This window comes from Streptomyces fuscigenes (genome assembly GCF_021556455.1).
GTDB lineage: Bacteria > Actinomycetota > Actinomycetes > Streptomycetales > Streptomycetaceae > Streptomyces > Streptomyces fuscigenes.
The window spans coordinates 1-20,947 of record NZ_JAKGCV010000053.1 but is presented as its reverse complement, the minus strand read 5'-3'; the positions used below and the strand labels follow the sequence as shown (position 1 = coordinate 20,947).

The following is a 20,947-nucleotide window of genomic DNA, read 5'->3' as shown; positions in this document are numbered from 1 at the left end:
GGGGGTGCCGGCGGCGGGGGTGCCTCCGCCGCCGGCTCCCGCGCGCGGCCCCGGCGTCCCGCCGGCGCGCCGCTCCTTAGGATGGCCGCATGCGCGCACGCCTCGACGAGATCGTCTTCGACTGCTCCGAACCCGCCTCCCTCGGCCGCTTCTGGGCCGCGCTGCTGGGCACGGAGCGGGTGGACCGCGAACCGCACTGGACGTACGTCGAGGCGCCGGGCCTGCCCCGCCTGGCCTTCCAGCGGGTGCCCGAGCCGAAGGCCGTGAAGAACCGGGTGCATCTCGACCTCGACGCCGGTGACATCGCGGCCGCGACGGCCGAGGCGGTGGCACTGGGCGCGGTTCCCCTCGGTGAGCTGGTGAGCGACACCTACGGCCAGTTCCAGGTGCTCCACGATCCAGAGGGCAACGAGTTCTGCTTCGTCAGCGGGCACCCGGACGAGCCGGCCGCCGGCGCCTGAGGACCGGACGGGCCCGGCCGCCGGTCGGACCCGCGAGGCCGTCGGCAGCAGCGACGGAAGGGGCCCGTTCCCGGGGGTTTTCGGGTTCCCGGTGTTCCCGGGATTTTCGGGGTTTCCGAGGTTTCCGAGGTTTTCGGGGTTCCCGAGGTTTTCGGGGTTCCCGGTGTTCCCGAGGTTTCCGGTGTTCCCGGGGTCTCCGGAGGTCGTGGACGTCCGCGCTCCTCGGCGCCGGCATCCCCGGGTCTCCGGGCCGGCGGTCGTCAGCGGGTCGAGAGCGCGGGGCCTGCGTCACCCGGGCGGGCGGGTCACAGGCACCAGCCCCGCAGCTCCTCCGCGATGGCCCGCACGTCAGCCGTCCCCTCACGGACCAGTTTCGCCAGGTCGCGGACGGCCTCGGGGGAGGTCACCACCTTCTGCCCGTCCGCGACGAGATAGCCGTAGGCGACGGCCGACGCGAACATCGCGTTGGACCGTTCCAGTGCGGGCACGTGCAGCAGCAGCTGGAGCAGGGACGCGGCCCGCGAGCAGGGGTCGCTGTACACGGGCACGCCGAAGATCTCCGCGTCGTGCCGGCCGACGGCAGCCACGAGGGCGCCGTAGTCCGTCACGTGAGGGTCGCCCGGCGTGTGGTGCTCGGCGACCATCAGCAGCCACGGAAGGTCGATTTTCGAGGTCAACGCCTGCCTTCGCGTTCCGCGCCGAACTCCTCGACGAAGACGGATTCGTACTGCTTCATGAAGTCGGCGGCGGACTCGACGAACGCCCTGCCCGCCTCGCCCGCGTCCCGCTGGACCAGCTCTTCTATGTAGCGGTTCACGCTCACGCCACGTTGCGAGGCCTGCCGTCTGGCGGCCTCGGCGGTGGATTCGTCCACCCTCACGTTCAACTGGGTCTTGGCCACGCAACCAAGCTAGCGCGCGCATGCTAGTACCGGCAAGGCCCGGGGTACGCCCGGGGGCTCCGGACAGGCGTTCGCCCCGGCGGCGGGGAGGGGTGTCCGTCCCGGTGACGGGGAGGGGGGGACCGCACGGTTCTCGCCGCGGCCGGCCGGCCCGCGGGCGGGCACCTCAGCGGCCGGCGCCGCCCCGCTCGTCGGCCCGCTCGCAGGTCAGCGCCACCATGGCGACGTCGTCGTCGAGGCGCATCTCGCCCCCGACATGTTCCGTGAGGCCTTCCAGCACGTACTGGAGCAGGTCGCCCCGATCGCGCTCCGTCCAGGCGGCGACCCTCGCACCCAGGTCGTAGAACGTCCCGCCGGCGTCCCGGGCCTCGATCGCCCCGTCGGTGTACAGGAGGATCGTGGCGCGCCGGCCGAGCGGGAACGTGTCGATCGGGTAGTCCTCGGCCCGCACGCTGCCGAGCCCGACGGGGGGCGACGGCCGCTCGGAGGGCACGAGCGCGGTTTCGTCCGGCAGGATCAGGTAGGGCGGCGGATGCCCGCAGTTGACCATGCTGATGTGCCCCTCCCCGTCCGGGATCTCCAGGACGAGCATCGTGATGAAGCGCTCGCTCGGGTCGCCGCCGCCGGACGCCCCGGGCCCCTCGAAGTGCGTCCGCATGCTGCTCTCCAGCTCGGCCACCAGCTGCGGCAGCGTCAGGGCACCGTGCGGCGCGCTCCGGAACGCGCCGAGCAGCGCGGCCGCGTCGTCGACCGCGGGCAGCCCCTTGCCCTTGACGTCCCCGATGACGATGCGGACGCCCCCGGCACTGCGGGCCGCCGCGTACAGGTCGCCGCCGACCATCGCGTACGGGTGCGACGCGTGGTACACCGCCTTGATCCGCACGGCGCCGACCCGTTCCGGCAGAGGGCGCAGCAGTACGCGCTGCACGGTCTCCGACACCGCGCGCACCTCGGTGAGCTCGGTGATGTTGCGCTCCCGGACACGGCGGAAGGCGATCACGAACCCCGACACGAGGATGACCGCCAGCAGGTGCACGGCGAAGATCGAGGTGTCGAGCAGGCCGTCGTGGGCGTCGAGCGCGAGGGCGGAGAGGCAGGACAGGACGGCGATGAGAGCGGTCATCCGGGCCCCGGCCAGGGCCGCCGTCGTGGCGGGCACGATGACCATGAGGGAGGCGAGGTGCTGGGACCTGGGCAGCAGGAAGCCGGCCGCGATGATCGCCGCGAGCATCACGAGGGCGACCACGAGTGGGCCGTAACCATGCGTGATCAACGACCACCAGCGGCTCTCCCCGCGGCCCCCGCGGCGCGCGGGCCCGGGGCGGCGGGGCGGCATGCGCGATTCCGCCCTCACCTGGCGTGATTCACCGCTCTCCGCCGCGTGGGGCCCTGCGGGCGACCCGGTCGCGCAAAGGACACCCTTCGAGTGTACGGTCCGCGAACCCGGACGCGACCTCACCCTCCGTGACCGGGGATCCCGATCCTCGGCACGCGGAACGGTCGTCGCGGCCCTGTGGCCGGCTCTGGAGCGGCGGACCGCCCACTGAGCGCGTGACGGCGCGGGGGCCGGGGGCGCCGGCGTGGCGGCCCCGGTCGGGGGGCGACTCGGGTGGGGCGCGGCCCCGGCCCAAGGGCGATTCGGGGCGAGGGCCGCTTCTGCCCGCCGGCGCGTCGGGTCCACGGCGCGTTCGCTCCGCGCAAGGCTCGCTCAGTGCGAAGGCGCGCTCAGTGCGACGGAGCGTTCAGCCCGTACCTGCGCGCGACGTCGTCCATCCAGTCCGGATTGCCGTAGGTCAGGCCGTACTTGTCCGCGAGTTCGCCGAACTCGGGCAGTTCGTGCAGGGGCCCCGCGTCCTGGGCGTCGGAGTTCGCGTGGGAGACGAGGAGTTCGCCGAGCTCGCGGAAGTACGTCTCGAACCCGCCCGGCGTGATGACCTCGACGATGCGGCCCGGCCGGTCGCCCGCGTTCCACATGGCGTGCATCTGCCCGCGCGGCTTGGTGATGTAGCCGCCGGGGCCGAGCACCATCTCGCTGTCGTCGGAGCGGAAGCCGATCTCGCCCTCCAGCACGAGCGAGTGCTCGTCCTCCCGGGTGTGCCGGTGTGCCGCCGTGAGCACACCGACCGCGAACGGGTGCTCGACGATGGCGACTTCGCCGCCGTTGTCGCGGCCGAAGAGCTTGAACACGGCGCCGAAGCCGGGAAGCGCGACGGTGTCGCCCTCCCCCGGCTGGACCACCGTGACCTGGGTCCGCTTCACGTCGCCCACGGCTTGTACCTCCTCGCCCGCCGTCCGGCCGGACCCCTGCGCCCCGGCGAGGCCGCCGCCGGGGACAGCCTCAGGGAACGGCACTCCCGTCCGGACAGTTCCATTGCATTCCTTGATCGTGACTTCGACGACCGGCGCACGGCGCACGGCCCGTCTTCGGCTCCCCGGGTCACCGTGGACCCGCCTGGGGGCACCTCCGCAGCAGTTTCCAGCCTGCCGCCTCGCGGGCGGGCCCGCACTCCGGTCCCCGGCGCGCGGAAAGAGGCGGCGGCAAGAGGCGTACGGCGGGGGCGGGGCCGACCGGAAACCTCGAGAGCCGGTGACCGGGCGCGTCAGCCGAACCGCTTCCCCGGCGCCGAGTGGGCGGTGCAGGTGACGGTGCCCGTCTCGAGGACCTCCTTGAGCCTGCGCAGGTTCGCCGCCACCTCCTCGGCCGGGTGCTTGCCGACGGCCGCGAGCGCCGTCCGCCCCAGCCTGCCGAGCGGGGCGGAGAGCACCTCGTCCACCTCGGTCTCCCCGTCGCCCCGCGAGGTGAAGCGGACCTCCCAGCGCGCCTTCAGCCCGAGCACCGGAACAGACTCGTACGCGAGGTACGCGCCCTCGTCCCGCCGGGTCACCCGCACGTCCCGGCGCAGCCGGGCGCCCATGGGACCCTGCACGACCCAGCGCCAGGTGCCGGGCGCCAGACGCTCCACCGACTCGACGTCGCCCAGGAAGCGCGGGAGATTGCCGAAGTCCTCGTAGAACGCGAACACCTCGCCGCGCGGGCGGGCGATCCTGACCGAGGAGTCGGCCATGGGCCGCGTCCCGCTCACGCTCCGTCGCAACGGCATCGTCCACCACCGGCCTTCGCCATGGTCATGGTGTGGTGACGGCGTGCGGTGCCGGCGCCTCGCCGCGTCCTCCTCGTCGGCCGTCCGGCTTCCCCCTCGGCCTCGGGCCCACGCCCCTGCCGGGTCTGCCGCGGAAAGAACCTCGCCCGTTCCTCCCGCCGTGGCCCCCACGCTAGGGGGACCCGCTCGGACCCGCGAGCCGGGCGGGGCCCGCGGTACGGATGCGGGATGCGGGACGGGATGCGGCGCGGCAGCGGAGACCGGGTGTGCCGACGAACGGACCCCCGAGCGGCCGAGTGACGCGGCGCGTCCCGGACAACGCCCGGCGTACGTCACGGGCGCGTCGAGCCGGGCCCGCGCGCGGGCGCGCACCCCCTCCCGCGGCCCGGTGTCGGGCCGACGGAGCCAGGGGTGCGCGCCCTGCGCGGAGTTCGTCGGCTCAGCGGCCGCGTACGACGACGACCGGGGACTTCGCGTGCTGGGTGACATGCGTGCTGACCGAGCCGAGGAGCGCGGCGGTGAATCCGCTGTGCCCCCGGTCGCCGACGACCACGAGCGAGGCGCCCGCGGACAGCTCGACGAGCGCCTGCGCGGCGTGGCCCTTGACGACTCTGCGCTCGATCGCGGCGTCCTCGCCGCCCAGAGCCTTGGCGACCGCCTCGTCGAGGGCCTGCCCGGCGAGCTTCTCGAGGTCCAGTTCCTGCGGGATGCCCGCGGCCATGGACGCCCATATCCCGGCGGGGTACTCCCACGCGATCACGGCCTCCAGCCGGTCCCCTGTGAGCTGCGCCTGACGCGCCGCCCAGCGCAGTGCCTCGATGGACGGTTCCGAGCCGTCGACGCCCACGACGATGGTGCCGCTCATGATTGCGATCCTTCCGTGCTGTCCCGGACGCCTCGTGGCGCGCCGGGCGACTTCCGGACGGCCCTGCTCTCGCGCCGCGCGATCCGCCGGTGCTGCTGCCTGCCGCCCGCTGCCGGTCCCTGCGGCCGACGACAGCAGCAACCTGCCCCATGATCAGGACATTCCCCACACCGCCTGTTGGACCGTTTCGTCCCGTATGGCGTTTTCATCCCACATGGGGCTCGAATCCTTGCGCGCTGCACTCGGGGGACATCGCCACGCCCACCACAGGGGCCGCACCTGCCGCACCTGCCCGCCGGAGGCGCGCACCGAGGGCCGACAGCGCCGTCGCCCCCTCACCACCTCCGCCGGCCAGGCCGACCCGGCCCCGCGGGTGCCGCCGACCGATTGACGACCACATCACTTTGCCATTCCTTTACCATGGGTGGGCATCCGTCCTCGTGTCCGCGCTCCCGTCCCTCTCTACCGTCGGTCCGTCAGGTCGTCGTCCCTCCCCGGGCCTCCAGGCCCCGATCACCGGAAGGTGTGAGCGTCCGCCCATGGGCGAGCCTCCCCGCAAGACCACGTCCCCCCGCGAGCGGACGGAGCGGCGTCCCGCGCTCCGCCCGCCCCTGACCGATCATGGGGCGGAGGTGAACCGATGACCGAGATCCTCCTGCTCGTGGTGGCGGTGCTGCTCTCGCTGCTCTGCGGCGGGTTCGTGGCGGCGGAGTTCTCCCTCACGACCATCGAGCGCAGCGATCTGGAACAGGCCGCGGAACGCGGTGAACGGGGTGCGTCCGGTGCCCTTCGGGCGGTGCGGAGCCTGACGTTCCAGCTCTCGGGCTCGCAGCTGGGCATCACCGTGACCAACCTGGTCGTCGGCATGCTCGCCGAGCCCTCCGTGTCGCGTCTGATCCGCGGGCCCGTCGAGGCCACCGGGCTCTCGCCGTCCGCGGCGTCGTCGGTCGCGCTGGTGATCGGCACGGGCCTGTCGACCGTCTTCCTGATGGTCGTCGGCGAGCTGGTGCCGAAGAACTGGGCGATCTCCTCCCCCCTCGCCGTGGCGAAGGTGGTCGCGACGCCCCAGTCGTACTTCACGAGGGTCTTCAAGCCGTTCATCAGCCACCTCAACAACATGGCCAACCGCAGCGTGCGGCGGCTGGGCCTGGAACCCACCGAGGAGCTCGCCTCGGCACGCTCGCCGCAGGAGCTGGTCGCACTCGCCCGCCACTCCGTCAAGGAGGGCGCGCTGGAGCCGGACACGGCCGACCTGTTCGTCCGCACCCTCAGCCTGGCCGAGCTGACGGCCGAGAACGTGATGACCCCGCGCGTCCAGGTGGTGGCGCTCGACGTCCAGGCCACGGCCGAGGACGTCGCGAACGCCACCCGCGCGACGGGCCTGTCGCGTTTCCCGGTGCACCGGGGCGGGCTGGACACCGTGGTCGGCACGGCGCACATCAAGGACGTACTGGCGGTGCCCGCCCAGGAACGGCCGCGGCGCTCCGTCACGTCGCTCATGCGCGAGCCGCTGCTCGTGCCGGAGACCCTGACCGTCGACCGGCTCCTCGACCGCCTGACGGGCCGCCGGACCATGGCGGTCGTCATCGACGAGTACGGCGGCACGGCGGGGGTGGTGACGCTGGAGGACATCGTCGAGGAGGTCGTGGGCGAGGTGCGCGACGAGCACGACCCGCACGAGACGCCCGACCTGGCGCGCATCGGCGAGGACGCGGCGGGGCGCGCACTGTGGTCGGTGGACGGGGCGGTGCGTGCCGACCAGTTGGAGACGATCGGCCTGCGGGTGCCCGAGGGCCCCTACGAGACGCTCGCGGGCTACGTCGCCGCCGCGCTCGGGCGCATCCCCGGCGAGCGCGACACCGTCGACACCGAGGACGGGTGGCGCGTCGAGGTGTCCGACGCCCGGGGGCGCAGGGCGGCCCGGCTGACCCTGCGGTCGCCCCTGCCCGGCCCGGACGGCGACCACGGCGGACCGGGCGGGGAGGGCCGCGCAAGCGGCGGCGCGACCCCCGCGCAGGACCCGAAGCGACGCGACCCGGACCACGAGGACCCCCGCGGCGCGACCCGCGCACAGGACGGGAGGGGCCGCGGCCCGGACGACCAGGACCCCGGCCGTGGCTGGCCCCGGCGGGACGGCCCGGGCTCCCCCGGCGGCGGAGAGGGGGCCGGCGCATGACCGCCGTGCAGCTCGTCGTCGGCCTGCTCACCCTCGTCGTCAACGCCTTCTTCGTCGGGGCCGAGTTCTCGCTCGTCTCCGCGCGCCGCAGCCAGATCGAGCCGCTCGCCGAGGAGGGCGACAAGCGGGCCCGCCGCGTGATCTGGGGGCTCGAGCACGTCTCCGCGCTGCTCGCCGCCGCGCAGCTCGGCATCACGCTGTGCACGCTGGTGCTCGGCATCGTCGCGGAACCCGCGATCGAGCACATCCTGGAGCCGCTCTTCCACGCCGTGGGCCTGCCGAGCGGGGCCGGCCACACCATCTCGTTCGTGCTCGCGCTCGTCGTGGCGACGTACCTGCACATGCTCCTGGGCGAGATGGTGCCGAAGAACGTCGCGCTCGCCGAGCCCGCGCGGACCGTCCTGCTCCTCGGGCCCCCGCTGGTGGGCCTCGCCCGGGCCCTCAAGCCCGTGATCTTCACGATCAACGCCTTCGCGAACCTGCTGCTGCGACTGCTGCGGGTCGACACCAAGGACGAGGTCGCCGCCGCGTTCTCGGACGACGAGCTCGGCAGGCTCGTGACGGAGACCAGCCACGCCGGGCTGCTGGACGACCGCGCGTCGGAGCGGCTGCACGACGCGCTGGAGCTGGGCCGGCGCCCGGTGCGCGACGTGGTGATGCCCCTGGAGCGGGTGGTCTCGGCGCACCTCGGTGTGAGCGCGGACGAACTCGAACGGCTGTCCGCCGACTCGGGCTTCTCCCGCTTCCCCGTCGTCGACTCGACGCGCCGCATCCTCGGCTACCTGCACGTGAAGGACGCGCTGGACGCGGTCGACCGCGACCGGCCCTTCGCGGTCGCCGACATGCGTCCGATCGCCCGGGTCCGGGACGCGACACCCATGGACGACGTGCTCACCGCGCTGCGCCGCAGCCGCACCCACCTGGCGGCGGTGCTCGACGAGGACGGCAAGCTGGAGGGCCTGGTGACCATGGAGGACGTGTTGCGCGAACTGGTCGGACGGCACGCCTGAGCGTGCCTACCGCGCGGTAGGATCATCCGCGTCATGGAGACGATGGACGAGTACACGAGCTTTGTGGCGGTCGGGGACTCCTTCACGGAGGGCATGTCCGACCTGATGCCGGACGGTACGTACCGCGGCTGGGCCGACCTGCTCGCGGCGCGCTTCGCCGCACGGACCCCCGGGTTCCGGTACGCGAATCTCGCGGTGCGCGGCAAGCTGATCGGCCAGATCGTCGACGAGCAGGTGGACGTGGCGGCGGCGATGGCGCCGGACCTCGTCACGCTCGTCGGCGGGCTCAACGACGTGCTGCGCCCCAAGGTCGACATGGGCAGGGTCACCGGCCTGCTGGACGAGGCGGTCGAGCGGCTGCGCCCGTCGTGCAAGCAGCTGGTCCTCATGCGCAGCCCGGGACGCAACGGTCCGGTGATGGAGCGGGTGCGGCCCCGGATGGAGGAGCTGTTCGCCCACATCGACGGCCTGGCCGCACGGCACGGCGCCCTCGTCGTGGACCTGTACGGCACGCCGGTCCTCGCCGACCAGCGGCTGTGGGGCGTGGACCGGCTGCACCCGACGGCCGAGGGCCACCGCCGCATCGCCGAGGCGGTGTGGGAGTCCCTCGGCAACGAGGCGCAGCACGACTGGCGGGCCGCCCTGCCGCCGCACGTGCCGCCGAGGTGGCTGCTGCGGCGCGGCAGCGACCTGCGCTTCGCCCGCGAACACCTGTGGCCCTGGGTCGTCCGTCGGGCCACCGGCCGCTCGTCGGGCGACGGCCGGCCTCCCAAGCGCCCCGAACTGGCGCCGTACGAGTCGTCCTGACCGCCTCGGCCCGCCCGCGCCCGGCCGCACCTGCCGGGGGGCCGGTCAGCCGTCCGCCCGGCCGCCCCGGGGAGCCCGCGTCGTCGGTGCGGCGCGGCTCACGGCCGGGGCGGCACGAGGCCGGGCGGGGACCACCGGCACGTGACAGTAAAATCGTCACTGTGACAGTCTCCGCGAAGCCACGCATCCCCAATGTCCTTGCCGGCCGCTACGCCTCCACGCAGCTGGCCGTCGTCTGGTCCCCCGAGCACAAGGTCAAGCTGGAGCGGCAGCTGTGGCTCGCCGTGCTGCGGGCCCAGGCCGACCTCGGCATCGACGTGCCGGAGACGGCCGTGGCCGACTACGAGCGGGTGCTCGACCAGGTCGACCTCGCGTCGATCGCCGAGCGTGAGAAGGTCACCCGGCACGACGTGAAGGCGCGTATCGAGGAGTTCAACGCGCTCGCGGGACACGAGCAGATCCACAAGGGCATGACTTCCCGCGACCTCACGGAGAACGTGGAGCAGCTCCAGATCCGGGTCTCCCTCGAACTCGTGCGGGACCGCACGGTCGCCGTGCTGGCCCGTCTGGGCCGGCTGGCCTCCGAGCACGGGGCGCTGGTGATGGCGGGCCGCTCGCACAACGTCGCCGCCCAGGCCATCACGCTCGGCAAGCGCTTCGCGACCGCCGCCGACGAGCTGCTCGTCGCGTACGGGCGGCTGGAGAACCTGCTGGAGCGCTACCCGCTGCGGGGCGTCAAGGGACCCGTCGGCACGTCCCAGGACATGCTTGACCTGCTCGGCGGCGACGCACGGAAGCTCGGTGACCTGGAGCGCCGGATCGCGGGACACCTCGGCTTCGGCCGGGAGTTCACCTCGGTCGGCCAGGTCTACCCCCGCTCGCTCGACTACGACGTCGTCTCGACGCTGGTCCAGCTGGCCGCCGCCCCCTCGTCGGTGGCGAAGACGATCCGCCTGATGGCGGGCCACGAACTCGTCACCGAGGGCTTCAAGCCCGGGCAGGTCGGCTCGTCCGCGATGCCGCACAAGATGAACACCCGCTCCTGCGAGCGCGTCAACGGCCTGATGGTCATCCTGCGCGGCTACGCGTCGATGACCGGCGAACTCGCCGGGGACCAGTGGAACGAGGGCGACGTGTCCTGCTCCGTGGTGCGGCGCGTGGCACTGCCGGACGCCTTCTTCGCCTTCGACGGGCTGCTGGAGACGTTCCTGACGGTGCTGGACGAGTTCGGCGCCTTCCCCGCCGTGGTGGCGCGTGAACTCGACCGCTACCTGCCCTTCCTCGCGACGACGAAGGTCCTCATGGCGGCCGTGCGCGCGGGTGTCGGCCGGGAGGCCGCGCACGAGGTCATCAAGGAGCACGCGGTGGCCTCGGCGCTCGCGATGCGCGAGCAGGGGGCCGAGCGCAACGAACTCCTCGACCGGCTCGCCGACGACGACAGGATGCCCCTGGACCGGGCCCAGCTGGACGCGCTCATGGCGGACAAGCTGTCCTTCACCGGTGCCGCGGAGGACCAGATCGCCACGGTCGTCGTGCGCATCGAGGAGATCGTCAAGCAGCGACCGGACGCGGCCGGCTACACGCCGGGCTCCATCCTCTGACGGGATGGCCCGCTCGCCTCGCGCGCCGCGCGTCACGCCCACCCAGCTGGAGGCCGCACGCGGCCGCCTCGTCCCCGACGTGGCGGCGCCCGGCCTGCGGGTGCTGTTCTGCGGCATCAATCCGGGGCTGCTTTCGGCGGCGGTCGGCGCCCACTTCGCCCGCCCCGGCAACCGCTTCTGGCCGGCGCTGCACCTCTCGGGCTTCACTCCGCGGCAACTGCGCCCGGACGAGCAGGAGGAGTTGCTCGCGTACGGACTCGGCATCACGAACGTCGTCGCCCGGGCCTCGGCGCGGGCCGACGAACTCACCGACGAGGAGCTGCGCGAGGGCGGCGAGGAGCTGCGCGCCACGGTGCGGCGGCTCGAGCCGCGCTGGCTCGCCGTCGCGGGCATCACGGCCTACCGCACGGCCTTCCACGACAAGTCGGCCCGGACAGGGCGGCAGGAACGGACGATCGGCGGCACGGGCGTCTGGGTGCTTCCCAACCCGAGCGGCCTCAACGCCCATTGGACGCTCCAGACGATGGCGGAGGAGTTCGCCGGGCTCCGCGTGGCCGCCGGGCTGCCGGACGCGGGCGCCGGCGCGGGCGCGGACGAGCACCGCTGACGGTCCTCGCCCGGGCGGCGGCCCGGCCTCCTCGCGACGTGTCGCGGGAGGGCGCCGGGGCACGCCCGCGAGGAGGCCCCGTCATCCGGCGGTTGCCGTGAACACGCCGTCGGGTTCGTTCCGGGGGCGTCTCGTTCGAGGCCCCCTCGTTCGGGGCCCGTCTCGTCCGGGGCCTGTCCCGTCCGGGGCCTGTCCCGTTCGGGGCTCGTCTCGTTCAGGGTGGGTCGGTCCCTGTGACCACCGCGATCAGGGCCTGTTCGTGGTCCTGCGCGAGGCCCGAGACGCCTATGCCTATCCAGCGCCCCTCCACGTGCCAGACGTTCAGCTCGGGAACGCTCCGGCCCAGGAGATCCCACGGCTCCGGCAGTTCCTCGCCGCCGGCATCCCGCATCAGCAGGCTCATGAGGCCGAACGTCTCCGGCTCCGCCTCCCACTTGCGGGCGAGCGCGCGCACGAGCCCCTGGCACTCGGCGTCCAGACAGCCCTTCCGTTCCTCCGCGTCGGCAACGTCCCCCTCCCACAGCGCCGTTCCGCCCAGCTCGGCCCAGTGGAAGGAAGGGGCGCTCACGATCCCTTCCGTTCTGGTCCGCTGCTCGGGAAAGGCGCGCGTGCGCAACTGCTCGACGACGGCGGCGCGGTCGGCGGCTGGAACACGGAACGTCATGGTCCCAGTAAACCCGCCCCCGCCGACATCGCGGGCCCCCGGGCCGGTGCGCGGGCTCGATCGTCCCTCCCCCTCGGCGCGGCCCGTCCAAGGAGCAGCTGGCGCCGCCGAGTCCCGCGGGAAGCCGCGGCGCCTGCGGAGGACGCGGCTCCGGCAGCCGGATGCGCCAATGCCACGGCCTTCGGCGCCGCGCGCAGCGGACTCCGCATACCCCGCGCCTCCTCGGCCGCCCCGCGGGCCGCGCGGTCACCGTGCCGTCGGCTCCTGCCGCCGTACGGTCCGGGCCCGGAGGCCGGTCCGTACGGGGGCCGGGCCCCGACCGGCTCTCGCCCGGCACGCAACCGACGGGTAGCATCCCGGGACACACGTATACGGGCGGGGAGGGAAACGTGGGGCGGCTGACCGGCGGAGACCCTTCCCTGCTGCGGCGGATCAACTCCGCCGTCGTGCTGCACGCGCTGCGCGACAACACTCCCCTGACCCTGACCGACCTGAGCCGGATCACCGGCCTGTCCCGCCCCACCGTCGAGGGCGTCGTGGACGACCTGATGCAGGGCGGACTCGTCGTCGAGGCTCCCCCGGACGAGGGCGAGGCGCGCAAGCAGGGACGGCCCGCGCGCAAGTTCCGCTTCCGGGTGGAGGCGGGCCACTTGCTGGGCGTCGAGATCGGCCCGCACCGGGTGTCCGTCCTGCTGTCCGCGCTCGACGGGCGCATCATCGGGGCGGGCAGCCGTGCGGTGTCCGAGACCGCCGAGGCCGACGAACGCCTGGACCGGGTGCGGCACGTGGTGGCGGACGTCCTGCGCCGCACCGGTGTCGCCCGCGGTTCGCTGCGGGCGGTCGGCGTCGGCAGCCCGGGCATCGTCGAGGCCGACGGCACGGTGCGGCTCGGCACGGCGCTGCCCGGCTGGACGGGCCTGCCGCTCGGGGAGCGGCTGCGCCGGTCGTTCCGCTGCCCGGTGGTCGTGGAGAACGACGCGAACGCGGCCGCCGTCGCCGAGCAGTGGAAGGGCGTGGCCACGGACTCCGACGACGTGGTGTTCGTCCTCGCGGGGCTCAGCCCCGGCGCGGGCGCGCTCATCGGGGGCCGCCTGCACCGGGGTTTCGGCGGCGCCGCCGGCGAGATCGGCGCCCTGCACCTGCTGGGCCGCGAGGCGACGCCGGAGGCGCTGCTCTCGACGACCGACGAGCCGCTGCATCCGCTCGACGAGCAGGCCGTGGCCAAGGTCTTCGCGCTGGCCAAGGAGGGCGACGCGCGCGCGGGCGAGGCCATGGAGCGCTTCACCCGCCGGCTGGTGCACGACGTTGCGGCCCTCTCCCTCGCCCTCGACCCCGAACTGGTGGTGATCGGGGGCTGGGCGGCGGGGCTCGACGGTGTGCTCGAACCGCTGCGGCGGGAACTGTCCCGGTTCTGCCTGCGCCCTCCCCGGGTGGAGCTGTCGATGCTCGGCGAGGCCGCCGTGGCCACCGGCGCGCTGCGGCTCGCGCTGGACCACGTGGAGGAGGAGCTGTTCGCGGTGGAGCGGACGGTCACGGCTCGCCGCTGAGGCGCTGAGGCGGGCGCCCGCACGGACGGGCTGACACGCGGTACTTGGGTCCCGCGGGACGTTGCTCACGGTTCGCTCCCGCGCCGCCCGCGACCCGTGCGGGCGGGCGGACGCGCGGTCGCGCGAGGACGGCGCCGGTGCCCGCGGGCAAATGGGCCGGCCCCGCGGCAGCCATGGGGCGACGTCGGCGGTGCGCCCCTGTCCGTGCGTCCGTGCGACCCCGGAAGCCACCTGTCGCCGGCCCGCGCACGGCCCCGACCTTCGGATGCATGGCAGAGACGACGGACGTGGTGTGCGCGTGCGGCTGCGGCGAGAGCGCGCCGCAGGAGGAGATGGTCGAACTGGAGGGTGGACAGTACGTCACCCCAGGATGCCTTGAGGCGGTCATGATGCGCGGATCACTCGGCGAGATCGGACTGGGCCCGCCGCGTCCTCCCGACCCGCCGGAGGAACCGCGCAGCGACGTGGCATGACGAGGACGCCGTCGCAACGAGCGCCACGCGAACCGTGCCGCCCCGGCGTGCCCGGCACGAGACGCGAAGTGCGCGGGCCGCAGGAACGGGCCGTCACGGCGCAACGCGCGACGTACGGGGGGCGGCACGGACGGGCCTCGCCGCACTGCACGCGAAGCGAACGGGCCGGCCCGGCGAACCGGGCCGGCCCGAGGGCGGCGTGACGGAGCCTCAGGTAAGGCGGCTCCGGAAAGGGCCGGGCGGGCCGGCGCGGGGCGTCAGGAGGCGCGGCGCTCCGGCTCGTCGCTGATCTCGACCTCGCCCGTGTCCCCGAACGTCAGGCGGCACGTGTCGGCGCGGTAGGTGGCCACGGAGACGGCCGCCGTGCGGCCTGCCGCCAGGTAGCGGGTGGTCACGACCAGGACCGGCGCGCCCGGCAGCCGGTCGAGTTCCTTCGCGTCGTCGGCGCGCGCCGAACCGAGCTCGACGGACCTGTCCTGCCCCTCGATGCCGGAGCGCTGCAGCTCACGCAGCACGCTGCGCGCGCGGGCGGGGCCCGACGGCGCGTCTATGGCGGACAGATCGGGGACGGACGAGGTCGGCACGTACAGCAGCTCGGCCGCGACGCACTGGCCGTGTGCGGAGCGGATGCGGCGCACCGTGTGCACCTCGTCGGCGCCGTCCGCCTCCAGCATGCGGGCGACGGCGGCGGGCGGGGCGGCGACCGTGCTGTCGAGCGGCTTCCACGCGTCGTCGGAGGCGCCGGGGCGGTTCGCGTACGTGGTGGAGACGTCCACGCCGAGGCGCGGCGGCGCCACGGTCGTCCCGACGCCGCGGCGGCGCTGCAGCCTGCCTTCCAGCTCGAGCTGCTCCAGTGCCTGGCGGAGCGTGGCCCGGGCGACGCCGAACCGCGCGGCCAGGTCGCGTTCGTTGGGCAGGATCTCCCCGACGTCGAACTCCGAGTCGAGGGCTTCGCCGAGCACGTTCTTGAGGTGCCAGTACTTCGGCTCCGGCACTGTCTCCAGCTGCGTGGTCCCCACCCTGCGCCTCCACGATCGCCATGTCCGGCAGGATTCCATGCCCTTATTTATTAAAGGTTCCTGCACTAAAAAGGACGATAGGACGCCCGCGGGACTTGGTCAAGACCAATGCCCGGCCTTTGGGAGCGTTCCCACGACACCGGCGGCGGCCCGACCGGACCGCCGGCCGGTGATCCGTCGCCGCGCCGGCGCGCGAGCCCCCGCGCCCTTCGCCCGGTGGGGCAAGGGACACGGGGGCTCGGCGGTTCCGGGCCAGGTCCGGGCCGGGGCCGGGGACCGGGCTCACCGGGCGGGTCGGGCGGGTGCGCGGCGGTGTGGTGCGCCGCACCCCGCGCCCTTCGCGCGTCTCAGCTGTTGGACCAGTCGCGCACGGACAGCACGAGCCGGTAGCCGTCCGGGTCCTCGATCGTGACGCCCCAGCGGTTCCAGTACGGGTTCGGCGACTGGACCCGCCGGCCTCCGCACGCCTCCAGCCGCTCGACGAGGGCGTCGGGAACCTCGCCGGCCAGGTAGAGGACCAGCAGGTCCTCCTCGGTGGGGCGGGGCGCGACGGGGGCCGACTCCTCGCGCACCAGTTCCAGGTGCCAGTCCGCCTCCGGCAGCCCCAGCATCAGGAGGGCGTGCTCGCCGGGTTCCCGCCCGCCCTCGTCCCGGTACACGACGGACAGGCCGAGGCCCTCGCTCCAGAAGCGTTCCGCCGCCGTGAGGTCGCGGGAGGGGCGGGCGATCCTGACGTGGGTTCGGGCGCTGAAGGGCATGGGGGTCCTTTCGGGTCGGGTCGGGTGGTTCCGTGCCGGGTCGAGAGCACCGGAGCGGGCGGGACCGGGAAGCCGCTTCCGCCCTCGTCCGGGACTGCCCGCCGCGGCCCTCGGCGAGCGGGGCCTCGCCCGAGGTCCGGGAGCGGACGTCACGCCGGTCGCGACGGCGCCCCGGCCGCGCGGGCGGCGGCACGCGCCCGGCGCGGTCCGCGAAGGCGCGGCCCGTCCGGCCGTCTCCGCCCGTCCGCCGGGTCGGCCGGATCCGCCGGACCGGCATTCGGCCGGAGCGCAGACGACCGGCCCGCGCGCCGAGGGCGGCGATCCGCCCCTCCCGGGGTGCCGCACCACGGAGTTCGGACCTGCGGGCGGGGCGGATCGCGACCCACCGTAGGCTCCGCGCGCGGCCCGGGTCGATCGGCCGCGAGTCCTCGGTCCCGCGACCGAGGTCCGCCTCGGTCCTCGGCGCGCAATTCCGGGTCCTCGGCGCCCGGCCCTCATCCCCGCTGCCGGCACCCGGCGCTCCGCGCATCCCGTCGCCGCCGCCGCCGCGATCCGTCGCCGCACAGCACGTCGCACACGGCGGGCTCCTGACGTAGCATCAGGTGAGCGCCCCGGGGATGCGCCGTGTACGACGGCGCACGGCGGCGCGCACGCCACGGCGCGGGCCCTGCCTCCCGGCGCGCTCCCACCGGTCACCGACGCCGTCTCGTCACCCGGGCGGACCGCGGGGATACTGTCCGTGTCCGCACAGCCCGTCGAGCGGTGCGGCTCACGCGACGCATCCGTCGTTCCCCAGGGCGCGGCGGACGGGAGGGCAGCACCGGCAAGCCGGCGGGCGAACCGAGCTGCGACCACGTCGCGTCCTTGGAATCGACGACCCGATGCCAGGAACGGCCCAAAAATGACCCAAAGGCAATCAAAACCAGCCTTAATCTCCCAGACATACTCTGTTCGTGATCACGAAACACCCACTCGCCAGAGTGGTGACATGAGTGATCCGACCTCCGCCCCGGAGGCGCGGGGACCGCACCCCTGGTCCCAGCGCGTCGCCGGGTTCCTGCGCCTCTCGAGGGCAACCGACCTCCCCCCGGCCGCCACCACGGGCGAGACGTCCCTGTGGCGGATGCGCGCCACGGTCGAGGACCGGCCCGGCAGCCTCGCCCGGCTGTGCGGCGCCCTCGCCGCGCGCCAGGTCGACATCCTGACCCTGCAGACGCACCCGCTCACCGCGGGCACCGTCGACGAGTTGCTGCTCCGCGCGCCCGCCGCGCTCCTCCTCGACGACCTGGTCTCCGCGGCACGGCGGGGCGGCGGCACGGACGTCCGGGCCGAGCGCGCCGACGCGCACGACCTGGTCGACGCCCCGGCCCGGGCCCTGGAGCTGGCGGCCCGCACCGCGCTCGACCCGGCCGAACTGCCCCTCGCCCTGCGGGCCCTGCTCGGCCGCTGCTCGGTGCGCACCGTACCGGCGTACTCGCCCACCGGCGTGCCGTCCGCCGAGAGCGCGCCCTCCGACGGCGTGCTGCACGGCACTTCGATGCTTCTGCGGGACAGCACCGGCGGCACGGTCGTCGTGGAACGCCCCTCGCTCCCGTTCACCCCCAGCGAGTTCGCCCGGGCCCGCGCGCTCGTCGCGCTCGACGCGCGTCTCGGCCCCCGCCGTCCCTACGGACGCCGGGGCGGCCCGCTGCCGGGCGGCGAGGACGTGACGATCGGCGAGGCCGGCCCGGAGGCGCTGCCGGAGGCGCTCGCGCTGCACCGCCGTTGCTCCGAGCAGACGCTGCGGCTGCGCTACCGCGGCCCGGCCGAGGCCGCGGACAGCCTCGTCGGCCATCTCCTGCACCCCCGGTTCGCCCGTACGCTCGCCGCACGCACGGCGTCCGGCCGGCTCGTGGGGCTCGGCCACCTGCTTCCGGACGGCGAGGAGGCGGAGGTCGCCCTGCTCGTGGAGGACGCCTGGCAGGGACGCGGCATCGGCTCGGCGCTGCTGCGCCGGCTGACCGTTCTCGCGGTGCGCGCCGGCTGCTCGGGCGTGTACGCGGTCACCGGAAAGGCCAACTCGGGGATGGTCGCGGCGATGCGGGAGCTCGGACTGCCGCTCGACCACCAGGTGGAGGACGCCACCGTCGTCGTCACGGCGACACTCGACGGCGAGGCCGTGCACGCCCTGGCTCCCGACGGCGGCCCCGGGCTCTCCGGAGCCGGCCAGTCCGAGCACTGACAGTCCGAGCACTGACAGTCCGGGCACCGGGATTCCGGGCTCCGGTGCCGGGCGCCCGCCGTCCGGGCGGGAGAGGAGGAGGACGCTCCTCGCGCGCGGGGCGCGCGGGACGGCCGGGAAAGGGGGTGTGACGGACGGCCTCCTGTCGGAGAGGATGTCCACATGTCAGACACCTCCGGCAGCGCGCTGCCCCGCCAGGTCGCCGACGCCTACGTCGACGCACTCATCGAACTCGACCCCATCACCGGTACGTACCTCGGCGTGAAGGAGAGCAACGGCCGCCTCCCGGACTTCTCGCCGGCAGGGGCCGACGCCCAGGCCCGGCTCGACCGCGCCACGCTCGCCGAACTCGACGAGGCCGAGCGGCGGGAGGGGGCCGACAGCGACGCCGAGCGGCTGTGCGGCCGGCTGCTGCGCGAGCGCCTGACGGCCGCGCTGGCCGTGTACGAGGCCGACGAGCACCTGTGCACCGTCAGCAACCTGCACTCCCCCGCGCACAGCGTCCGCGAGGTCTTCACCCTGATGCCCACCGCTTCGGACGAGGACTGGGAGGCGGTGCTCTCCCGGCTCGGCGCGGTGCCCGCCGCGCTGGAGGGCTATCGCGCCTCGCTCGGTCTCGGACTGGAGCGGGGCCTCAAGGGCGGGCCGCGTCCCACGGCCACCTTCGTCGAACAGCTCACCGAGTGGGCGGGCGAGAAGAGCGGCTGGTTCGACGAGTTCGTCGCCGAGGCGCCCGAACCCCGGGCCGAGGAGCTGGCGGCCGCGGCGCGCGCGGCCACGGCCGCCGTCCGCGACCTGCGGGACTGGATGCGCGACGTCTACGCCCCGGCCGTCGCGGGCGCGCCGGACACCGTGGGCGCCGAGCGCTACGCGCGTTGGTCGCGGTACTTCAACGGGACGGACCTGGACCTCGACGAGGCGTACGCGTACGGCTGGTCCGAGTACCACCGGCTGCGCGCCGAGATGGAGACCGAGGCCGCGAAGATCGTTCCGGGTGCGACGCCCTGGGAGGCGCTCGCGCACCTCGACGAGCACGGCAAGCACATCGAGGGCGTCGACGCGGTCCAGAAGTGGCTGCAGGAGCTGATGGACGAGGCCATCGGGGCGCTGGACGGCACCCACTTCGAACTCGCGCCGCGGGTACGCAAGGTGGAGGCCATGATCGCGCCGGCGGGCGGCGCGGCGGCCCCGTACTACACGCCGCCGTCGGAGGACTTCTCGCGCCCCGGGCGCACCTGGCTGCCCACGATGGGCGAGACCCGCTTCCCCGTGTACGACCTCGTGTCGACCTGGTACCACGAGGGCGTCCCGGGCCACCACCTCCAGCTCGCGCAGTGGACCCATGTCGCGTCCCGTCTCTCGCGCTACCAGGCGACGGTCGGCATGGTCAGCGCGAACGCCGAGGGGTGGGCGCTGTACGCGGAGCGGCTGATGGACGAGCTGGGCTTCCTGCCCGACCCGGAGCGCAGGCTCGGCTACCTGGACGCGCAGATGATGCGCGCCTGCCGGGTCATCGTGGACATCGGCATGCACCTGGAGCTGGAGATCCCCGCCGGCTCGCCGTTCCACCCGGGCGAGCGGTGGACGCCCGCGCTCGCGCAGGAGTTCTTCGGCATGCACAGCGGCCGGCCCGCGGACTTCGTGGAGAGCGAGCTGGTCCGCTACCTGTCCATGCCGGGACAGGCCATCGGATACAAGCTCGGCGAACGCGCCTGGCTGCTGGGCCGGGAGAAGGCCCGGGAGCGGCACGGCGACGACTTCGACCTCAAGGCCTGGCACATGGCCGCCCTCTCGCAGGGCTCCCTGGGCCTCGACGACCTGGTCGACGTGCTGTCGAAGCTCTGACGGCCGCGTGGGGACGCGGGCCCGTCCGTCCGCTCCGGCGAGTGCCGGTCGCCGCAGGACGGGCCCGTTCGGTCCGCACGGGACTGGTCGCGGCCGTGCCGCGGCCGGTGCCGCGCGGTTCGCACCCGGTGCCGCGCGGCCCCGGGCCGGCCGCCCTCCCGGAAGGCGGCCGGGGCCGTCAGTCGCCGGGCGCCGCATGGAGCCGTACGGCCGAGCCGTGCCGCTCCTTGACGACCTCCAGTTGCACGGGGATGCGGCGGCGCAGATCGGCGACGTGGCTCACGATGCCGACGCTGCGGTCGCGTTCGCGCAGACCGTCGAGGACGTCGAGCACCTCGTCGAGCGTCTGGTCGTCCAGGGTGCCGAAGCCCTCGTCGATGAAGAGCGTGTCGAGCCGCACGCCCCCCGCCTCGTCGCTGACGACGTCGGCGAGTCCGAGCGCGAGGGCCAGAGAGACGAAGAAGGTCTCGCCGCCCGACAGGGTGGCGGTGTCGCGGGCGCTGCCCGTCCAGGCGTCGACCACCTGGAGCCCGAGGCCGGAGCGGCGCTGGCCGGTCCGGGCGTCGGTGTGCTCCAGCACGTATCGTCCGGACGACATGTGCTGGAGGCGGAAGGTCGCCGCCGCCGCGACCTGTTCGAGGCGCGCGGCCAGGACGTACGACTCGAGCCGCATCCGCCGCTCGTTGTCGGCGGACGTGCCCGCCGTCAGCGTGGCCAGCGCGGCGATGCGGTCGTAGGCGGCGCGCAGCGGGCCGAGGCCGGTGACCTCCGCCGCGGCCCGCGCGCTCAGATCGCGCAGTTGCCCGCGGCGCTCCTCCGCCGCCGCGAGAGCCGTGGCGGCCTCCCGCAGCGCACGCTCCGCCGCGTCGTGTGCGGCGCGGGCCGCGGCGG

Annotated in this window: 20 protein-coding genes; 10 read left to right on the top strand and 10 right to left on the bottom strand. The window is 74.3% G+C overall.

What is annotated here, in order from left to right; genetic code table 11:
• Positions 1 to 89: 89 nt before the first annotated feature.
• The gene (locus tag L1885_RS08090) at positions 90 to 461 is read left to right on the top strand and encodes a VOC family protein (protein WP_235796323.1); all 372 of its coding nucleotides are present in this window, start codon (positions 90 to 92) and stop codon (positions 459 to 461) included.
• A 305-nt stretch (positions 462 to 766) separates the two neighbouring features.
• On the opposite strand, the gene L1885_RS08085 is transcribed toward L1885_RS08090, so the two are convergent.
• The 6 genes from L1885_RS08085 to L1885_RS08060 form a co-directional block, all read right to left on the bottom strand.
• Complete coding sequence (locus L1885_RS08085; RefSeq protein ID WP_235796322.1) at positions 767 to 1,138, bottom strand: fic family toxin-antitoxin system, toxin component; 372 nt, start codon at positions 1,136 to 1,138, stop codon at positions 767 to 769.
• The gene (locus tag L1885_RS08080; protein WP_235796321.1) at positions 1,135 to 1,362 is read right to left on the bottom strand and encodes a DUF6364 family protein; all 228 of its coding nucleotides are present in this window, start codon (positions 1,360 to 1,362) and stop codon (positions 1,135 to 1,137) included. The genes L1885_RS08085 and L1885_RS08080 overlap by 4 nt, the downstream gene beginning before the upstream one ends.
• Positions 1,363 to 1,528: 166 nt before the next feature.
• A complete protein-coding gene (locus L1885_RS29125) occupies positions 1,529 to 2,608 on the bottom strand; it encodes a PP2C family protein-serine/threonine phosphatase (protein ID WP_235796320.1) in 1,080 nt (359 codons plus the stop codon).
• A gap of 479 nt (positions 2,609 to 3,087) precedes the next feature.
• Positions 3,088 to 3,630 carry a cupin domain-containing protein gene (locus tag L1885_RS29120; protein WP_235796319.1) on the bottom strand — a complete coding sequence of 181 codons (543 nt, stop codon included), beginning with the start codon at positions 3,628 to 3,630 and terminating at the stop codon, positions 3,088 to 3,090.
• Positions 3,631 to 3,962: 332 nt separating this feature from the next.
• Positions 3,963 to 4,427, bottom strand: a complete 465-nt coding sequence (locus tag L1885_RS08065; protein WP_235796318.1) for an SRPBCC family protein — start codon at positions 4,425 to 4,427, stop codon at positions 3,963 to 3,965.
• Positions 4,428 to 4,902: 475 nt separating this feature from the next.
• On the bottom strand, positions 4,903 to 5,328 hold the full coding sequence (locus L1885_RS08060) for a universal stress protein (protein WP_235796317.1): 426 nt from the start codon (positions 5,326 to 5,328) through the stop codon (positions 4,903 to 4,905).
• 640 nt (positions 5,329 to 5,968) lie between these two features.
• Here L1885_RS08060 and L1885_RS08055 point away from each other — a divergent pair.
• The 5 genes from L1885_RS08055 (at position 5,969) to mug (ending at position 11,529) form a co-directional block, all read left to right on the top strand.
• Complete coding sequence (locus L1885_RS08055; protein WP_235796316.1) at positions 5,969 to 7,504, top strand: hemolysin family protein; 1,536 nt, start codon at positions 5,969 to 5,971, stop codon at positions 7,502 to 7,504.
• A complete protein-coding gene (locus L1885_RS08050; RefSeq protein ID WP_235796315.1) occupies positions 7,501 to 8,514 on the top strand; it encodes a hemolysin family protein in 1,014 nt (337 codons plus the stop codon). The genes L1885_RS08055 and L1885_RS08050 overlap by 4 nt, the downstream gene beginning before the upstream one ends.
• Before the next feature lie 33 nt (positions 8,515 to 8,547).
• Positions 8,548 to 9,321 (top strand): SGNH/GDSL hydrolase family protein, encoded by a 774-nt coding sequence (locus L1885_RS08045; RefSeq protein ID WP_235796314.1) that lies wholly within the window; start codon positions 8,548 to 8,550, stop codon positions 9,319 to 9,321.
• A gap of 161 nt (positions 9,322 to 9,482) precedes the next feature.
• Positions 9,483 to 10,922 carry an adenylosuccinate lyase gene (gene purB / locus L1885_RS08040; RefSeq protein ID WP_235796313.1) on the top strand — a complete coding sequence of 480 codons (1,440 nt, stop codon included), beginning with the start codon at positions 9,483 to 9,485 and terminating at the stop codon, positions 10,920 to 10,922.
• Between the two features lie 4 nt (positions 10,923 to 10,926).
• Positions 10,927 to 11,529: a G/U mismatch-specific DNA glycosylase gene (mug, locus tag L1885_RS08035; RefSeq protein ID WP_235796312.1), complete on the top strand. Its 603-nt coding sequence runs from the start codon at positions 10,927 to 10,929 to the stop codon at positions 11,527 to 11,529.
• A 214-nt stretch (positions 11,530 to 11,743) separates the two neighbouring features.
• Here the strand turns inward: mug and L1885_RS08030 are convergent, their stop codons facing one another.
• The gene (locus L1885_RS08030) at positions 11,744 to 12,193 is read right to left on the bottom strand and encodes a hypothetical protein (protein WP_235796311.1); all 450 of its coding nucleotides are present in this window, start codon (positions 12,191 to 12,193) and stop codon (positions 11,744 to 11,746) included.
• Positions 12,194 to 12,582: 389 nt separating this feature from the next.
• Here L1885_RS08030 and L1885_RS08025 point away from each other — a divergent pair, with 389 nt between their 5' ends.
• Together L1885_RS08025 and L1885_RS08020 are read left to right on the top strand one after the other, a co-directional pair.
• Positions 12,583 to 13,740 (top strand): ROK family transcriptional regulator, encoded by a 1,158-nt coding sequence (locus L1885_RS08025; RefSeq protein ID WP_235796310.1) that lies wholly within the window; start codon positions 12,583 to 12,585, stop codon positions 13,738 to 13,740.
• Positions 13,741 to 14,009: 269 nt separating this feature from the next.
• The gene (locus tag L1885_RS08020) at positions 14,010 to 14,213 is read left to right on the top strand and encodes a hypothetical protein (protein WP_235796309.1); all 204 of its coding nucleotides are present in this window, start codon (positions 14,010 to 14,012) and stop codon (positions 14,211 to 14,213) included.
• Positions 14,214 to 14,470: 257 nt separating this feature from the next.
• On the opposite strand, the gene L1885_RS08015 is transcribed toward L1885_RS08020, so the two are convergent.
• Both L1885_RS08015 and L1885_RS08010 read right to left on the bottom strand, forming a co-directional pair.
• Positions 14,471 to 15,232 (bottom strand): GntR family transcriptional regulator, encoded by a 762-nt coding sequence (locus L1885_RS08015; protein WP_235796308.1) that lies wholly within the window; start codon positions 15,230 to 15,232, stop codon positions 14,471 to 14,473.
• Positions 15,233 to 15,579: 347 nt separating this feature from the next.
• A complete protein-coding gene (locus L1885_RS08010) occupies positions 15,580 to 15,990 on the bottom strand; it encodes a VOC family protein (protein WP_235796307.1) in 411 nt (136 codons plus the stop codon).
• A gap of 988 nt (positions 15,991 to 16,978) precedes the next feature.
• On the opposite strand from L1885_RS08010, the gene L1885_RS08005 reads away from it, so the two are divergent.
• Together L1885_RS08005 and L1885_RS08000 are read left to right on the top strand one after the other, a co-directional pair.
• Positions 16,979 to 18,211 (top strand): GNAT family N-acetyltransferase, encoded by a 1,233-nt coding sequence (locus L1885_RS08005; protein WP_235796306.1) that lies wholly within the window; start codon positions 16,979 to 16,981, stop codon positions 18,209 to 18,211.
• A gap of 162 nt (positions 18,212 to 18,373) precedes the next feature.
• Positions 18,374 to 20,056 carry a DUF885 domain-containing protein gene (locus tag L1885_RS08000; protein ID WP_235796305.1) on the top strand — a complete coding sequence of 561 codons (1,683 nt, stop codon included), beginning with the start codon at positions 18,374 to 18,376 and terminating at the stop codon, positions 20,054 to 20,056.
• A gap of 178 nt (positions 20,057 to 20,234) precedes the next feature.
• Here the strand turns inward: L1885_RS08000 and L1885_RS07995 are convergent.
• A partial coding sequence (locus L1885_RS07995) for an SbcC/MukB-like Walker B domain-containing protein (protein WP_268983793.1) occupies positions 20,235 to 20,947 on the bottom strand: 713 nt, incomplete at its 5' end.

Excerpts from the sequence above, each read along its gene's own strand:
- mug (WP_235796312.1), top strand. The coding sequence starts at position 10,927 with ATGGCCCGCTCGCCTCGCGCGCCGCGCGTCACGCCCACCCAGCTGGAG.
- L1885_RS08050 (WP_235796315.1), top strand. The coding sequence starts at position 7,501 with ATGACCGCCGTGCAGCTCGTCGTCGGCCTGCTCACCCTCGTCGTCAAC.
- L1885_RS08055 (WP_235796316.1), top strand. The coding sequence starts at position 5,969 with ATGACCGAGATCCTCCTGCTCGTGGTGGCGGTGCTGCTCTCGCTGCTC.
- L1885_RS08060 (WP_235796317.1), bottom strand. The coding sequence starts at position 5,328 with ATGAGCGGCACCATCGTCGTGGGCGTCGACGGCTCGGAACCGTCCATC.
- L1885_RS08005 (WP_235796306.1), top strand. The coding sequence starts at position 16,979 with ATGAGTGATCCGACCTCCGCCCCGGAGGCGCGGGGACCGCACCCCTGG.
- L1885_RS08010 (WP_235796307.1), bottom strand. The coding sequence starts at position 15,990 with ATGCCCTTCAGCGCCCGAACCCACGTCAGGATCGCCCGCCCCTCCCGC.
- L1885_RS08000 (WP_235796305.1), top strand. The coding sequence starts at position 18,374 with ATGTCAGACACCTCCGGCAGCGCGCTGCCCCGCCAGGTCGCCGACGCC.
- L1885_RS08065 (WP_235796318.1), bottom strand. The coding sequence starts at position 4,427 with ATGGCCGACTCCTCGGTCAGGATCGCCCGCCCGCGCGGCGAGGTGTTC.
- L1885_RS08030 (WP_235796311.1), bottom strand. The coding sequence starts at position 12,193 with ATGACGTTCCGTGTTCCAGCCGCCGACCGCGCCGCCGTCGTCGAGCAG.
- L1885_RS08020 (WP_235796309.1), top strand. The coding sequence starts at position 14,010 with ATGGCAGAGACGACGGACGTGGTGTGCGCGTGCGGCTGCGGCGAGAGC.
- L1885_RS08090 (WP_235796323.1), top strand. The coding sequence starts at position 90 with ATGCGCGCACGCCTCGACGAGATCGTCTTCGACTGCTCCGAACCCGCC.
- L1885_RS08045 (WP_235796314.1), top strand. The coding sequence starts at position 8,548 with ATGGAGACGATGGACGAGTACACGAGCTTTGTGGCGGTCGGGGACTCC.